Here is a 13,927-nt window from a genome sequence, read left to right as displayed (position 1 = left end):
CGCGTTGACAGCGCGGCCTTGCCTTTCAACAGTGGCGCCAAAGGGAGTGGCTGATGGACGAAGAGCTCGAACAGGAAGAATTGCCGAACATCGTGCCGCTCGGCCAGCGCTTCAAGGAAGCGCGCGAGGCCAAGGATCTGTCGATCGACGACGTCGCGGCGACAACGCGGATTCCCAAACGCCACCTCAATAATCTTGAAACCGGCAATTATGCCGATCTGCCCGCGCCCACCTATTCGATGGGCTTCGCCAAGAATTACGCCCGCGTCCTCGACATGGACGTGGAAGAGGTATCGGCTCAGCTGCGCGAGGAAATGGACGGATTTGCTCCGCGCGTAGAGGAACAGACCGGCTTCGAACCGGTCGATCCCAACCGCTCGATGCCAAGATGGTTGGTATGGGGCGCGATCCTCGCGCTGATCGCAGCGATCGTTTTCTTCGTCTTCTATACCGAGCGCAGCCTGCTTGGTGCCGAAGGGGCGGAGCCCCCCGCGCTGAGCACGATCGGACCCGAAGAAGAAGCCGAAAGCGATGCTGCCGACGACGCCGTCGTCACCGCGCAGCGCGTCATGCTGATGGCCGATAGTCCGGTATGGGTGCGTATTACCGACGGCGGCGAGACCCTCGTCGAAACCGAACTCGGGCCCAACAACAGCTATACCGTGCCGCTCGATGCGGTCGCGCCGATGCTGGAAACCGCACGGCCGGAAGGCCTGCGTATCCTCGTCGGTCGCAACGATGCGCCGCAGGTGGGGCCCGATGGCGAACGCGTGACGGGCGTCAGCCTGCTGCCGCCCGACCTGCTGCGCGGCCCGCGCGCGGCTGCAGCGGGCAGCACCACGGTGCCAGCACCGCGCGCCATCCCGCCCTCGGCTCAACCCTCGCCACGTCCGTTGGCAAGGTCAGCCCGGCCGGCACCACCTGCGGAAGAACCCCCGCCGCCGCCGCCGACTGCCGCTCAGGAAGAAGCGGCCACTGACGATGCTGGCGATGGCGGTGCGACCGGCTAATGATTCACGCGGGCTTCAGGCTCGCCAAGACACAGTAGAGCGACTCAAACTATCGGATTTCCCATGAAAAGACTTCTCATCGCCATTCTCGCCACCCTGTTCGTCGTGCAGCCTGCCTTTGCGCAGGAAAGCGACAGCCGACGGGAGCGAGAAAATCGCGACCGGATCGAGCGGCTGGAGCGCCAGGTGCGTCAGATGCAGAAAGAGGTCTATCCGGAAGGCCGCCCTGCCGACACCGCGGGCTTTTACGACGAGCCCGTTGCCACCCGGCAATCGGTCGACATCCTTACCGGCCGCGTCGACACGCTCGAACGCCAGCTGGCCACGTTGATTCGTGAAAGCCAGGAAAGCCAATACCGCCTCGGGCAGATGGAAGCCGAAATCGCGCGGCTGCGCGGCGAGATGGTAGCTCGCCCGGCCGCTCCCGCTGAAGAGGACGATCCGCCGCTCGTTTCCACGCCGCGCTTCGAAACCGATGACGAGCCGGTGGGCGGCGATATCGATACGCCTGCCAACGACGATGAACCCATCGCAGCGATCGCGAGCAACGACCCTAATTTCGAGCTCGCCGGCGAAGAAGCCTATATCGAAGGCTACCGCCTGTGGAATGACGGCAATAACCAGCGCGCGATCACGGTATTGCGGGCCATGGAAACGAGCTTTCCCGGCCACCGCCGTGTCAGCTGGGCGCGCAATCTGATCGGCCGCGCCCTTCTCGACAGCGGCCAGCCGCGCGCGGCCGCCGAGGCGCTGCTCGCCAATTATCGCAATGATCCCAAGGGTGAGCGCGCCGCCGACAGCCTCTTCTTCCTCGGCCAGGCGTTGATGGAACTGAACCAGCCCGGCCAGGCCTGCCGTGCCTATGACGAGCTCGAGGAAGTCTACGGCAGCAGCGTGCGCGAATATCTGCGCGAACGCCTGCCCAACGCCCGGGCCCGCGCCAACTGCAGCTAGTCGCCCGATGAGCAAGGACCTGATGCCCGATCAGGTCGCGGTCGATCGCTTTAGCGCATCGCTTGATCGGCTGGTTCCGACAACTCAGGCGGTCGGCCTTGCCGTTTCCGGAGGGCCCGACAGTCTCGCCTTGCTGCTGCTTGCCAACGCGGCGCGGCCAGGCATGGTGCAGGCCGTTACCGTCGATCATGCGCTGCGATCCGAAAGCGCGCAGGAAGCGAAGACCGTCGCGGCGATCTGCCTGGCTCATTCCATTCCGCACACCATTCTCAAGGCCGAGTGGGGCGAGGGCGTCCCTGACGCCAATATCGAAGCTGCGGCGCGCAAGATGCGCTACGCCATGATCGGTAACTGGGCCGAACGAAACGAGCTCGCGTTCGTGGCAACGGCACATCATGCCGACGACCAGGCCGAAACACTGCTGATGCGGCTGGCGCGCGGCGCGGGCCTCTCGGGACTGTCAGGCATCCGGGAACGGCGACCGCTCGGCGACAAGGTCACGCTGGTGCGGCCATTACTTGATTGGGAAAAGGTCCTGCTGATGGCACTAGTCATGCGCGCAGGCCTGCCCGTTGCCAACGATCCGATGAACGACGATGACCGCTTCGATCGGGTGCAGCTGCGGACCGCGCTCAAGGAGGGCGGCTTTGGCGACGCGCGGCAATACGCCAACAGCGCGCGCCATCTGCAACAGGCCGATGAGGCCTTGCAATGGCTCACCGCCACGCTCGCCCAAAAGCGTCTCGTTGCCGATCGGGACGGGCTCGTCATCGATACGCGCGGACTGCCCGATGAAGTCGCGCGCCGACTGCTGCTGGCAGGCTTCGACCGCCTGGGCGACCGGAGCCCCCGCGGCCCGGACCTCGAACGCGCAATGGCGCGTTTGAAAGGCGGTGGAAAGGCAATCTTGGGCAAGCTACTCGTCGAGATGATCGACGGGCGGTGGCACCTCACCAAGGCGCCGCCCAGAAAGACCGTATAGCCCACTTATTGTAGCGCAGCGCAAGAAACCCTATCTTAGGGGTCGCCCCCGTTTATTGGACTGGAATTATGGAACAAAAGCCCGATCCGCAGCAGCAGCCGCCGCAAAGCAACTGGACGAAATCACTGATCGTCTGGGTGGCGATCATTTTCGGCATGGTGCTCTTCGTGCAGGCCCTGTCGGGCACCAGCGGGAACGAAGCTGGCGAGCAGATTCCCTATTCCGAATTCATGAGCGATGTCGAAGAGGGCAAGATCCGGTCGGTCAACGTGGCCGAATCAAATTCCGCATCCACGCGTATCTCGGGCGAGCGTGAAGGCACCAAGTTTGTCACCATCGCCCCGGCCAATGCCGACTATGCAAGCACGTTCCAGGAAAATGGCGTCGCCTTCCAGGTGCGCGAGGAAAAGCAGGCCAGCTTCTGGCAGATCATGCTTTACCAGTCGCTGCCCTTCATCCTGATCCTCGGCATCGCCTTCTTCGTCATCCGCCAGATGCAGAAAAATGCAGGCGGCGGCGCGATGGGCTTCGGCAAATCGAAGGCCAAGATGCTCAACGAAGCCAAGGGCAAGGTGACCTTCGAAGACGTCGCCGGCATCGATGAAGCCCGCGAAGAGCTGCAAGAAATCGTCGAATTCCTCAAGGATCCGGGCAAGTTCGCCCGGCTTGGCGGCAAAATCCCCAAGGGTGCGCTGCTCGTCGGTTCGCCGGGTACGGGTAAGACGCTGCTCGCCCGCGCCATCGCGGGCGAAGCGGGCGTCCCCTTCTTCACCATCTCGGGCTCCGACTTCGTCGAAATGTTCGTCGGCGTCGGCGCCAGCCGCGTGCGCGACATGTTCGAACAGGCCAAGAAGAACGCACCCTGCATCATCTTCATCGATGAAATCGACGCGGTCGGTCGCCATCGCGGCGCGGGCCTCGGCAACGGCAATGACGAGCGCGAACAGACCTTGAACCAGCTACTGGTCGAAATGGACGGCTTCGATGCCAATGAAGGCATCATCATCATCGCCGCGACCAACCGTCCCGACGTGCTCGATCCGGCCTTGCTCCGCCCCGGCCGTTTCGACCGCCAGGTCGTCGTCCCGCGCCCGGATATCGAGGGCCGCGAGAAAATCCTGCACGTGCACATGCGCAAAGTGCCGCTGGCGCCCGACGTCGACGCGCGCGTGATTGCACGCGGAACGCCGGGCTTTTCGGGTGCCGACCTTGCCAATCTGGTCAACGAGGCCGCGCTGTTGGCCGCGCGCAAGGGCAAGCGCCTCGTCGCCATGAGTGAGTTCGAGGAAGCCAAGGACAAGGTCATGATGGGCGCGGAACGCCGCTCGATGGTCATGACCGAGGACGAGAAGAAGATGACCGCCTATCACGAAGCCGGTCACGCCATCGTCGCGCTGCACGAGCCTGCATCGGATCCGATCCACAAGGCGACCATCATCCCGCGCGGCCGCGCGCTTGGCATGGTCATGCGCCTGCCCGAGCGGGACCAGTACAGCTACCACCGCGACAAGATGCACGCGAACCTTGCCGTCTCGATGGGCGGGCGCGTCGCCGAGGAACTGATCTTCGGCTACGACAAGGTGTCTTCGGGCGCTTCGGGCGACATCCAGTATGCGACCAAGCTGGCGCGCGACATGGTCACCCAGTGGGGCATGTCGGACGAAATGGGCCCGGTGCAATACGAAGAGCAGCAGGGCGAAACCTTCCTTGGCTATTCGCAGAGCCAGGGCATGAATGTCGCCGCGGAAACCAAGCAGAAGATCGACAAGGAAATCCGCCGGATCATCGATCAGGGCTACGATCGCGCCAAGCAGGTCCTCACCGAGCACGCCGATGAGCTGGAAACGCTCGCGCAGGCCTTGCTCGAATATGAGACGCTGTCGGGCGACGAGATCAATACCGTCCTTAGCGGCGGCACGATCGATCGCGGCGGCTCGACCGGTCCGGTTATCCCGACCGCCGGCAGCTCGATCCCCAAGGCCAAGCGCCCCAAGAAAGGCGGCCTCGGCGGCCCCGCAACTGCCTGACTGTTAAACCCGTATTCAGCGCGTTGCGAACTAAAGGTTTGCAGCGAGTAGGAGTTTGCTGATGCGCGTTTGTCTGCTGATCGGATTGGCCACGCTCTGCGCCACTCCCGCGAGCGCGCAGGACATGAATGCGCAGAGGCTCTACGAGGCGGGGGTCGCGCTCAAGGCGCAGGGCCCGCTGGCGCTGGTAACCCCGGAATTCCGGGAGATACGTGAGGAGCTGCAGGCCGCTGCGGATGCCGCGCGCGCCGAGGCCCGTGCCAACAAGGCTGCGGGGCGAAAGCCTCGTTTTTGCGCGCCCGAGGGCGAACAGACAATGGGATCGGGCGAGCTTATCCGCCGTGTCGAGATGATACCCGAAGCAGAGCGTCGCAAGATCGACAGCCAGGAAATGATGACGCGCGTGCTCGCGCAGAAATATCCCTGCACCTAAAGCGCACCCAGCGCGAACATCAGCCCCAGGAAGATGCCCAGCACGGTCCAGGTGATGATGGATAACGCCGCCGTGCGCAAAATGGCCGACAATCGGCTGAGCTCATAAGTGCCCTTGATATGACGATAGATGTGCACCGGCGCGTAGGTTAGCGCCACGACGATCGCGAGATCGGGTTCGACGAGTTTGGCCACCAGCCCCACGATGATCACCATCAGCATCATGAAACTGATCGAATAGGTCACGAACACCGCGTGATCGTACATCCGGAACCGCTTCGAGAAGGGAAAGAGCAGCCACATGAAGGGGAGCGACAGCGGGATCAGCAGCCAGCTCAACTTATAGCTGGTCGTCTGCACCTTGTAGAGAAACAGCGCCGGATTGTCAGTTGCCCTGTCGAATCCGGCCGCAATCCCTTCATACCAAGTCCCCTCATATTCGCTTTTGTTGGGGCCGGCCATTTGGACGATTTCGTTGTCCTCTTCCCCGGTATTCGCTGCGATGTCTGGCACTGTGCCGCCCAATTCCACCAGCCGCTCGCGCGTGGCATCTCGCTGCGCCTTGATTCCGGCTATCGCGCCACCGACGCCGGGAAAGTCTTGCGCCTCTAGTTCAGCGATATTGGCATCGAGTTCTATGAGCGCTGTTTCGGCTTCCTCTATTGTCTCGATGTCGCTGGCGTCTGCTGTGAGCTTGATGTCGGCGTTGTCGAGGTCGCCAATAGACACGACCAGCGCAAACATCGCGACCACCGTGAAAAGGTAGAAGGCGATGGGACTGATGTAGCGCGCCCGCTTGCCCTCGATATAGTCGCGGGTCAGCTGGCCCGGCTTCCACACCAGCTTGGGCAGCGTATTCCAGAATTTCCCGTCGAGATGCAGCACTCCGTGGACGATGTCGTGGAGCAGACCGCCCAGCGTGCGGTGGATGTGCGCTTTCTGGCCGCAATGATGGCAGAAGTCGTCGACCAACGGCGTGCCGCAATTGAGGCAATTGGGAGGCCGATCGCCATGGCCTTTTTCGTCGGTCGACAGCTCGTGCTCGACCGCGCGGCCGGCGAGCCCGCCTCCGATAATTTCGCCTGCTGCATCGACGCCGCTCATCCGTTCCCCCGATTGGTGACGTAATACCCTCATACACCGACGTGCTGGCGCGGTCCAAGAACTTCGTGCTAGCGCGCTGGATATGGCGAAAATCGGCCTCCTGGGCGGCAGCTTCAACCCGGCGCATATCGGCCATCGAAAGGCCAGCCTGGCGGCATTGCAAGCGCTCGGGCTCGATGCCGTATGGTGGCTCGTCAGTCCGCAAAATCCGCTCAAATCCGACAAGGACATGGCGCCTTACGAGGCCCGTTTGGCCTCTGCTCGCGAGATGGCGGCGCGCGCGCCGATCATGGTGTCCGATTTCGAAGTGCAGGCAGGCACGCAGTACACGATCGACACCATATCGGCGATCCAGCGCCACTTTTCTCACCATGATTTCATCTGGTTGATGGGCGAAGACAGTGTTGCCAATTTTCATCAGTGGAAAGACTGGCGCGGGCTGGCCAGAAGCATCCCGATTGCAGTCATGACTCGCCCGGGGTATAAGAGCGATGCCCGCACGGCACGCGCGATGGGCTGGCTGCGGTGGTTCGTCCGCCCCGCATCCACGGCGAAAGAGTGGACAGAATGGAGAAGTCCGGCGATCACGTTCCTGCGTCTACCGCCCGATAATTCATCCGCTACCGCCCTGCGTGCGCTTCACCCTGACTGGCATCTGGCCTACCGCAAAAAGGCGGCGGGCTGATGCGTCTTTTCCTGTTGGAGGACCCTTGCCCGAGCTTGAGACCATGACCGATACCGCCTCGCCTTCCCTGCCCGTCGATCCCGAAGTCGAAGCGCTGCACGACCTCGTGCTCAAGAGCCTCGATGACGACAAGGCCGAAGAAGTGGTGACGATCCCGCTGTCCGGGAAAAGCTCGATCGCCGATCACATGGTGATCGCGTCGGGTCGCTCGACGCGCCAGGTTGCGGCGATGGCCACCAAGCTGGCCGAGCGGATCAAGCGCGAAACCGGCCTCATCGCGCGCATCGAAGGCCTGCCGGTCGCCGACTGGGTGCTGATCGATGCTGGCGATGTTGTCGTCCACCTGTTCCGGCCCGAAGTGCGCAGCTTCTACAATCTCGAACGCATGTGGGCGTTCGGGGACGATGCCGCCGCCACGCCGCCGGGCAACGCGTAAGGCTTTTCCCCGTGCAGTTGCACATCATTGCACGGGGCAAGATTGGCCGCTCTCCCGAAGCCGACCTGGTCGAGCGTTATCTCGACCGTATCCAGTGGAAGACCAAGGTGACCGAGCTGCCTGACGAAGGCGGCTCGATCCCCGTTGCCGATACCGGCGCCGCGGCGCCCAAGACGGTGGTGCTCGATGAGCGCGGCAAGACGATGACTTCGGTCAAGTTCGCCAACCTGCTCGGTCGCTGGCGCGATGAAGGCGTGCGCGAAACGCGCTTCCTGATCGGTGCCGCCGATGGCCATGCGCAAGAAGTGGTCGACAGCGCCGACCTGCTGTTTTCCTTCGGCCCCGCCACCTGGCCGCACATGATGTGCCGCGCCATGCTGGCAGAGCAGCTCTTCCGCGCTGTCGCTATCCTGTCGGGACACCCATATCATCGCGAGGGCGCAAGGTGAGGTATTGGTGGCTCGCGCTTTTTGCGCTGCTCATCGGTGCAGCGGGGGCTCAGGATGTCTCGCAACGCCTTTCCAGCGCTCAGGCCGAAGCCCGCGCGGCGGAAAAGCGCGCCGCCGCATTGCGCGCCCAAGCCGACGCGGCAAGCGATTCGGCAGCAGCCTTCGCAGCGCGGCGCGCGGCCCTTGCCGAAGAAATCGCCGCCGACGAATTGCGGCTGACCGAAGAAACTTTGCGGCTCGAACAAATCAGGGCCCGCCTTGCCGCGCACGAGGCCGCTTTCGAGGCGGAAAAAGCGCCAATCGCGCGCCTGCTCGCAGGTCTGGCGACGATGGCCCGCCAGCCGCCTTTGCTGGCGCTAGCGGACAGCGGTTCGGTCGACGAGCTGGTGCGCGTCCAGATGCTGATCGATGCCAGCCTTCCCGAGATCGAACGCCGCAGCGCTGCCATCGAAGCCGATGCCGCAAAAACGCGCGCGCTGGCAGACGAAGCGGAAAAGCAGCAGGCGGCGATCGCCGACCGGCGCGAACGCCGCGATGCAGCGCGGGCGCAATTTGCCGAGCAGGAGGCCGAAGCGCGGGCCAATGCGCAGGCGCTCGCCGATGCCGCCTTCAGCGCCGAACGCCAGAGCCTCGCCGTCGCGGAAAACTTCGCCGAACTCGGGCAAACCGCACAATCGCGCGCGATGACCCGTGTGCAGGCGCGGGCGCTCGCCCAATATGATCCGGCACCGCCCCGACCCTCGTCCGCCGATCCCGATCGACCCCGCGGCCCGAAAAACTATCGCATGCCTAGCGATGCCGCCGTTAGCGAGGGCTTCGCCACCTTGCGCGAAGGCGGTATTCGAAGCCGCGGGCTTACGCTTGCCACCCGCCGCGGCGCTGCGCTGGTGGCACCGGCGGCGGGCACTGTCACCTTTTCCGGCCCTTTTCGGGGTTATGACGGCGTCCTGATCATCGATCACGGCGATGGCTGGGCCAGCCTTTTGACCGGCGTGACGAGCCCGCTTGAAGCCGGTAACAAAATCGGCGCCGGCGCCGCGATCGGGCGGGCCCGCGGCGAGGTGACGCTCGAACTGTGGCAAAGCGGGACACCCCGTTCGGCGGCAATCATCGCAGGTTCATCGAAATGATTGTTAGATAAGGCAAAACCGCGCTAGATTGCTGGTGAAGATGTGCAAAAGGGACTTCACATGAAGAACAAGACGCTCGCCCGTATCCTGCCGCCGCTTGCCGTGGTCGGCGCGCTGGCGGCCATTCCGACGACGACCGCGACGGTCGCGGCGCAGGATGTCGATACCTATCGCGAGCTTGAAAACTTCCTCGCCGTCTTCCAGCGGGTGCGCGAATCCTATGTCGAAGAGGTCGATGATCATACGCTGATCAAGGGCGCCATCGACGGGATGCTCGCCGCGCTCGATCCGCACAGCAGCTATGTCGAAGCCTCCGATTTCGCCAACATGCGCCTGTCCACCGACGGCAATTATGGCGGCCTGGGCCTGACCGTCAGCCAGCAGGACGGTGCTGTCGTCGTCGTCACGCCGACCGAAGACACCCCCGCCGATCGCGCTGGATTGAAGGCGGGCGACTTCATCACCCATCTCGACGGCGACCTCCTGTTCGGCCTGACGCTGGATGAGGCCGTTGAACAGATGCGCGGCGCGCCGGGCAGCAAGGTCACGCTGACCGTGGTCCGTCCCGGCGCCGATGCCCCGTTCGACGTCGAAATCACGCGCGAGATCATCGAACTCAAGCCCGTCAAATGGGAAATCGTCGACGATATCGGCGTTATCAACATCAACGCCTTCAGCGCCGCCACCGGCGATGGCGTGGAAGATGCGATCCGCTCGATCGAACGCTCGCTCGGCCGCAAGCCCGCTGGCTATGTCATCGACCTGCGGTCCAACCCGGGCGGTCTGCTCGACCAGGCGATCGAAGTTTCCGACGCCTTCCTCGAGCGCGGCGAGATTGTTTCCGAACGCGGCCGCGACAAGCGCGACATCGAGCGTTTCTACGCCACCCGCGGCGATCTGACCGAAGGCCGTCCGCTGATCGTCCTCATCGACGCTGGCTCGGCATCGGCGTCCGAAATCGTCGCCGGGGCCCTGCAGGACCATCGCCGCGCCGTGGTCATGGGCGAACGCAGCTTCGGCAAGGGCAGCGTGCAGACCGTCATCCAGACCGGCCCCGAAAGCGCGCTGCGCCTCACCACGGCGCGCTATTACACGCCGTCGGGCAAGTCGGTGCAGGCTGGCGGGATCGAACCCGACATCATCGTGCCCCAGCTGACCGACCCCGATTATTTCAGCCGCCCGCGGCTGCGCGAAGCTGATCTTCGCCGCCATCTCGTGGCGCAAAAGGGCGTTGAGGATGAAGTCCTCGAAGACGACGGCGACAAGCGCGATCCGCGCTATTCGGCCAAGGCCGAAGAGCTCGAAGAAGCGGGCATCGAAGATTACCAGCTCCATTACGCAGTGAAGACGCTCAATCGCGTCGCCTCGCTCACGCGCACCACCAAGGTAGCAGGCCGCAAATAATGCTCGCAAAGCGTGAGCCGAAAGGGCTCTTGAGCCCAGCTGGCGCCCGAGCGCTTGCCCTGCTGATCCCGGCCGGGTTGCTGGGCGGCGCGCTTCTTTCGCAATTTGTCGGCGGGCTCTACCCGTGCGAGATGTGCATCTGGCAGCGCTGGCCGCATGCCATCGCCATCGGCTTTGCCATTCTTGCTTTCGTCGTGCCCAAGGCGCGCACGCCGCTCGTCATCCTCGCCGCGCTGGCCATCGCCGCATCGGGCGCCATCGGTGTCTTTCACGCGGGTGTCGAGCAAGGCTGGTGGGAAGGTATTACCGGCTGTTCTACCGCCGTCGGCGGCGGCACCACCAATCCCGATGACCTTCTGGCCGAGATCATGGCCGCGCCGATCGTCCGCTGCGACCAGATCCCTTGGTCGTTCATGGGACTGTCATTAGCCGCATGGAATGCAACTATTTCGCTGATCGGGGCGCTATTGATCCTGATCGGCGTGAAGAAAGGATCGCGATGAGCGCGTGGCAACCCGGCGATGCGAAACCCGACGTCGATGCGATGATCCGCGTCGACCAGGCCGGTGAATATGGCGCGACCCGCATCTATGCCGGCCAATTGGCCGTTCTGGGTGATCGCGGTCCCACTGCGCATGAAATCGCCAAGATGGCCGCGCAGGAAGAACGCCACCTTGCCCGCTTTAACGAACTTATCGCCAAGCGCGGCGTGCGCCCGACGGCGCTACAGCCCTTCTGGGAAGTGGCCGGCTTTGCGCTGGGCGCAGCGACCGCGCTCATTGGCCCCAAGGCTGCAATGGCCTGCACCGATGCGGTCGAAACCGAGATCGACCTTCACTATGCCGAACAATTGGAACAGCTGGGCGACAGCGACCCCGAACTCAGCGCGGATATCGCACAGTTCCGCGAAGAAGAACTGGAACATCGCGACACGGCGCGCGAACATGGCAGCGAAGAAGCGATTGCCTATCCCGTGCTGACCGGCGTGATCCGGCTGGGCTGCAAGGCAGCAATTGCGCTGTCGAAACGAATTTAGCTATCAGGGCTTGGCCCTGCCTTGGCGTCACGAAAGGAATGACGATGTCGAAATTGGTACTGGCGCTTGGCGCTCCCGCAGCCGCGATCTTCGCGCTCGCCACGCCCGCCTCGGCGCAAAGCCAGCAGCTTGAAGTCATCGTCTACGGCGACGATCCCTGCCCGCGCGCCAGCGAAGACGAAGTCGTCGTCTGCCGCCGCCGCCCGGAAGAGGACCGCTATCGCATTCCGCAGGAATTCCGCGCCTCGCCGCCCGCCACCGATCCAGCGCGTCAAAGCTGGGCCGCGCGCGTGCAATATCTCGAACGCGAAAACGTGACGGGCATTCCGCAGTGCAGCGCGGTCGGCCCCGCCGCCGCCCAAGGCTGCCTGCAGCAGGAAATCGACGAAGCGACCGCGCGCCGCGAGGCGCTCGAGGAAGACGAGACCGCGCCCGAGCAGTAGGCCTATTCGCCCTGCTTGGCCTCGACCCAGGCCATCACCTGCATTTCCAGCACGTCGAGCGGGACGCTGCCCTGTCCCAGCACGACATCGTGGAATTCGCGTAGGTCGAAATCGTCGCCCAGCATCTCGCCGGCGCGGGTACGCAGTTCGCGAATCTTCAATTCGCCGATCTTGTAAGCGAGCGCCTGCCCCGGCCATGAAATGTAGCGATTGACCTCGGCCTCGATATTGGCGGGGCTGAGCGCCGTGTTGTCGAGCATGAAATCGATCGCCTGCTGTTTGGACCAGCCCTTGCTGTGCAGCCCGGTATCGACCACCAGTCGCGCCGCGCGCCACATTTCGTAGCTTAGGCGGCCCATGTCCTTGGCGGGCGTGTCATACAGCCCCATCTCGATCCCGAGCCGCTCCGAATAGAGACCCCAGCCTTCGACGAAGGCAGTGAAGAAGGTGCCGTTCTTGCGCCATTCGGGCATGTCCAGCTCCTGCTGGATCGAGATCTGGTGGTGATGGCCCGGCACGCCTTCATGCACCGTCAGCGCGGGCACTTCCCACAGCGGACGCTGGTCGAGTTTTGACGTGTTGACGTAGTAGGTGCCCGCAATGCCGAGCTCCGGGCTGCCCGGATTATAATAAGCGGTCGTCGTGCCCGGCGCGATTTCCGCCGGAATTTCGCGAATGCCGTAGGGCAGACACGGCAGGAAACCGAACAATGTCGGCATCAGCCCGTCGATCTTCTTCGCTTCGCGCGCGACATATTGCATCAGCTCTTCGGGCGTCTTGGCGTAGTAGACGGGGTTGGTGCGCAGGTCTTCGATGAAGGCTTCGCGCGTGGCAAATCCTGCGCTTGCCGCGACCTGCTCCATCTCGGCGCGAATGCGGGCGACTTCGGACAGGCCGAGCGCGTGAATTTCGTCCGCCGACATGCCCGTCGTGGTCATCTGGCGGATGCGGAAATCATAATATTCGCGCCCGCCCGGCTGGTTCGAGATGCCGACCTGATCGCTGCACTCGTAATCGTTGACGTACCACTCGGCGTGCGTCGCATACGCCGCGCGCAGCTCAGTATCGATCAAGGCTTGCGCCCGCGCTTGCAGGTCGGCCCATTGACCGGAATCGATGTTGGCAGGGGCTTCGCGGCGGAAAGGTTCGTACAGTCGGCTTTGCGTGGCATCCTCCGGGATGACGCCGGTAATTGATTCCGCGAAATCGTCGAGCGCTACGCACGGCAAGGTGTAGCCGCCTTTCACCGCCATGCGCGATACGGCGATCGCATCGGCATTGAGCTTCGGATACGCCGCGAGCCGCGCAAGATAATTTTCGTAATCCTGCGCATTTTCGAAGACGAGGTTACGCCCCAGCCCTGCAATCGACTGGTGCCAGCCGCCGCGATTGGTAAAGAGCATCAGGCGTTGCCCATAGCTATTGGCCTCCACCGTCTCCGAAAGGCTCCGCATCAGGATTGCCTTGGCGACCTGCGTGTCCGCGTCCAGTTCATCCGATGGGATCGCGTTCAGTTCATCAAGAAAGGCCTGCGCCTGCGCTGCCTGGCGATCCATCGCGGCGAGGCTGGAATCCCACAATTTGTCGTCATAGCGCTTGTCGCCAACCGACGACGCCAGCGTCGGATTTTCCTGCTTCACATATTCCCAGTAGCGATCGGTGAGATCCTCGAAATCTTCCTGCGGCGTGGCGAAAGCCGGCGCCGCGATGGCAAGCAGTGAAGCGGCGGCGAGAAGCGAAAGGCGCATGAGGGTCTCCCTGTCAAAGTCGCGGCGAAGCTACTGGCTAGGCGGGCAAAGGCAAGACGCCAATCGACCGGCGGTTTTTTGCGCTTG

15 protein-coding genes are annotated in these 13,927 nt (G+C 63.4%); 13 read left to right on the top strand and 2 right to left on the bottom strand.

What is annotated here, in order from left to right; all coding sequences use genetic code 11:
• Nucleotides 1-53 precede the first annotated feature (53 nt).
• The 5 genes from NUX07_RS03095 (at nt 54) to NUX07_RS03075 (ending at nt 5,406) form a co-directional block, all read left to right on the top strand.
• The gene (locus tag NUX07_RS03095; protein WP_265528760.1) at nt 54-1,010 is read left to right on the top strand and encodes a helix-turn-helix domain-containing protein; all 957 of its coding nucleotides are present in this window, start codon (nt 54-56) and stop codon (nt 1,008-1,010) included.
• Nucleotides 1,011-1,073: 63 nt separating this feature from the next.
• On the top strand, nt 1,074-1,964 hold the full coding sequence (locus tag NUX07_RS03090; protein ID WP_265528759.1) for a tetratricopeptide repeat protein: 891 nt from the start codon (nt 1,074-1,076) through the stop codon (nt 1,962-1,964).
• Nucleotides 1,965-1,971: 7 nt separating this feature from the next.
• Nucleotides 1,972-2,946 carry a tRNA lysidine(34) synthetase TilS gene (gene tilS / locus NUX07_RS03085; RefSeq protein WP_265528758.1) on the top strand — a complete coding sequence of 325 codons (975 nt, stop codon included), beginning with the start codon at nt 1,972-1,974 and terminating at the stop codon, nt 2,944-2,946.
• A 68-nt stretch (nt 2,947-3,014) separates the two neighbouring features.
• Nucleotides 3,015-4,973: an ATP-dependent zinc metalloprotease FtsH gene (ftsH, locus tag NUX07_RS03080; protein WP_265528756.1), complete on the top strand. Its 1,959-nt coding sequence runs from the start codon at nt 3,015-3,017 to the stop codon at nt 4,971-4,973.
• A 61-nt stretch (nt 4,974-5,034) separates the two neighbouring features.
• On the top strand, nt 5,035-5,406 hold the full coding sequence (locus NUX07_RS03075; protein ID WP_265528754.1) for a hypothetical protein: 372 nt from the start codon (nt 5,035-5,037) through the stop codon (nt 5,404-5,406).
• On the opposite strand, the gene NUX07_RS03070 is transcribed toward NUX07_RS03075, so the two are convergent.
• Nucleotides 5,403-6,542 (bottom strand): DUF3667 domain-containing protein, encoded by a 1,140-nt coding sequence (locus tag NUX07_RS03070; RefSeq protein WP_265528753.1) that lies wholly within the window; start codon nt 6,540-6,542, stop codon nt 5,403-5,405. The genes NUX07_RS03075 and NUX07_RS03070 overlap by 4 nt on opposite strands.
• A gap of 49 nt (nt 6,543-6,591) precedes the next feature.
• On the opposite strand from NUX07_RS03070, the gene NUX07_RS03065 reads away from it, so the two are divergent.
• The 8 genes from NUX07_RS03065 to NUX07_RS03030 are packed head-to-tail and all read left to right on the top strand — an operon-like array spanning nt 6,592 to nt 12,092.
• Entirely contained in the window at nt 6,592-7,194 is a 603-nt protein-coding gene (locus tag NUX07_RS03065; RefSeq protein ID WP_265528752.1) for a nicotinate-nucleotide adenylyltransferase, read from the top strand.
• A gap of 43 nt (nt 7,195-7,237) precedes the next feature.
• Nucleotides 7,238-7,630, top strand: coding sequence for a ribosome silencing factor (gene rsfS / locus NUX07_RS03060; protein ID WP_265528750.1), 393 nt, complete (start codon nt 7,238-7,240; stop codon nt 7,628-7,630).
• Between the two features lie 11 nt (nt 7,631-7,641).
• A complete protein-coding gene (locus NUX07_RS03055) occupies nt 7,642-8,079 on the top strand; it encodes a 23S rRNA (pseudouridine(1915)-N(3))-methyltransferase RlmH (protein ID WP_265528749.1) in 438 nt (145 codons plus the stop codon).
• Entirely contained in the window at nt 8,076-9,209 is a 1,134-nt protein-coding gene (locus NUX07_RS03050) for a murein hydrolase activator EnvC family protein (protein WP_265528748.1), read from the top strand. Before NUX07_RS03055 ends, NUX07_RS03050 begins: the two co-directional genes overlap by 4 nt.
• Nucleotides 9,210-9,269: 60 nt before the next feature.
• Complete coding sequence (locus NUX07_RS03045; protein WP_265528747.1) at nt 9,270-10,613, top strand: S41 family peptidase; 1,344 nt, start codon at nt 9,270-9,272, stop codon at nt 10,611-10,613.
• Nucleotides 10,613-11,116, top strand: a complete 504-nt coding sequence (locus NUX07_RS03040; protein ID WP_265528745.1) for a disulfide bond formation protein B — start codon at nt 10,613-10,615, stop codon at nt 11,114-11,116. The genes NUX07_RS03045 and NUX07_RS03040 overlap by 1 nt, the downstream gene beginning before the upstream one ends.
• On the top strand, nt 11,113-11,649 hold the full coding sequence (locus tag NUX07_RS03035) for a demethoxyubiquinone hydroxylase family protein (RefSeq protein WP_265528743.1): 537 nt from the start codon (nt 11,113-11,115) through the stop codon (nt 11,647-11,649). Before NUX07_RS03040 ends, NUX07_RS03035 begins: the two co-directional genes overlap by 4 nt.
• A gap of 44 nt (nt 11,650-11,693) precedes the next feature.
• Nucleotides 11,694-12,092, top strand: coding sequence for a hypothetical protein (locus NUX07_RS03030; RefSeq protein WP_265528741.1), 399 nt, complete (start codon nt 11,694-11,696; stop codon nt 12,090-12,092).
• Between the two features lie 2 nt (nt 12,093-12,094).
• Here NUX07_RS03030 and NUX07_RS03025 read toward each other — a convergent pair whose 3' ends face one another.
• Entirely contained in the window at nt 12,095-13,840 is a 1,746-nt protein-coding gene (locus NUX07_RS03025; RefSeq protein ID WP_265528739.1) for a DUF885 domain-containing protein, read from the bottom strand.
• Nucleotides 13,841-13,927: the final 87 nt, after the last annotated feature.

The sequence above is a fragment of the Sphingomicrobium marinum genome (assembly GCF_026157105.1).
In the GTDB taxonomy this organism is placed as follows: domain Bacteria; phylum Pseudomonadota; class Alphaproteobacteria; order Sphingomonadales; family Sphingomonadaceae; genus Sphingomicrobium; species Sphingomicrobium marinum.
This window is presented reverse-complemented; position numbering and strand designations above follow the sequence as displayed.

Coding starts and splice junctions, on each gene's coding strand:
- NUX07_RS03075 (WP_265528754.1), top strand. CDS start 5,035: ATGCGCGTTTGTCTGCTGATCGGATTGGCCACGCTCTGCGCCACTCCC.
- NUX07_RS03035 (WP_265528743.1), top strand. CDS start 11,113: ATGAGCGCGTGGCAACCCGGCGATGCGAAACCCGACGTCGATGCGATG.
- rsfS (WP_265528750.1), top strand. CDS start 7,238: ATGACCGATACCGCCTCGCCTTCCCTGCCCGTCGATCCCGAAGTCGAA.
- NUX07_RS03030 (WP_265528741.1), top strand. CDS start 11,694: ATGTCGAAATTGGTACTGGCGCTTGGCGCTCCCGCAGCCGCGATCTTC.
- NUX07_RS03025 (WP_265528739.1), bottom strand. CDS start 13,840: ATGCGCCTTTCGCTTCTCGCCGCCGCTTCACTGCTTGCCATCGCGGCG.
- NUX07_RS03095 (WP_265528760.1), top strand. CDS start 54: ATGGACGAAGAGCTCGAACAGGAAGAATTGCCGAACATCGTGCCGCTC.
- NUX07_RS03065 (WP_265528752.1), top strand. CDS start 6,592: ATGGCGAAAATCGGCCTCCTGGGCGGCAGCTTCAACCCGGCGCATATC.
- tilS (WP_265528758.1), top strand. CDS start 1,972: ATGAGCAAGGACCTGATGCCCGATCAGGTCGCGGTCGATCGCTTTAGC.
- NUX07_RS03070 (WP_265528753.1), bottom strand. CDS start 6,542: ATGAGGGTATTACGTCACCAATCGGGGGAACGGATGAGCGGCGTCGAT.
- ftsH (WP_265528756.1), top strand. CDS start 3,015: ATGGAACAAAAGCCCGATCCGCAGCAGCAGCCGCCGCAAAGCAACTGG.
- NUX07_RS03045 (WP_265528747.1), top strand. CDS start 9,270: ATGAAGAACAAGACGCTCGCCCGTATCCTGCCGCCGCTTGCCGTGGTC.
- NUX07_RS03090 (WP_265528759.1), top strand. CDS start 1,074: ATGAAAAGACTTCTCATCGCCATTCTCGCCACCCTGTTCGTCGTGCAG.
- NUX07_RS03040 (WP_265528745.1), top strand. CDS start 10,613: ATGCTCGCAAAGCGTGAGCCGAAAGGGCTCTTGAGCCCAGCTGGCGCC.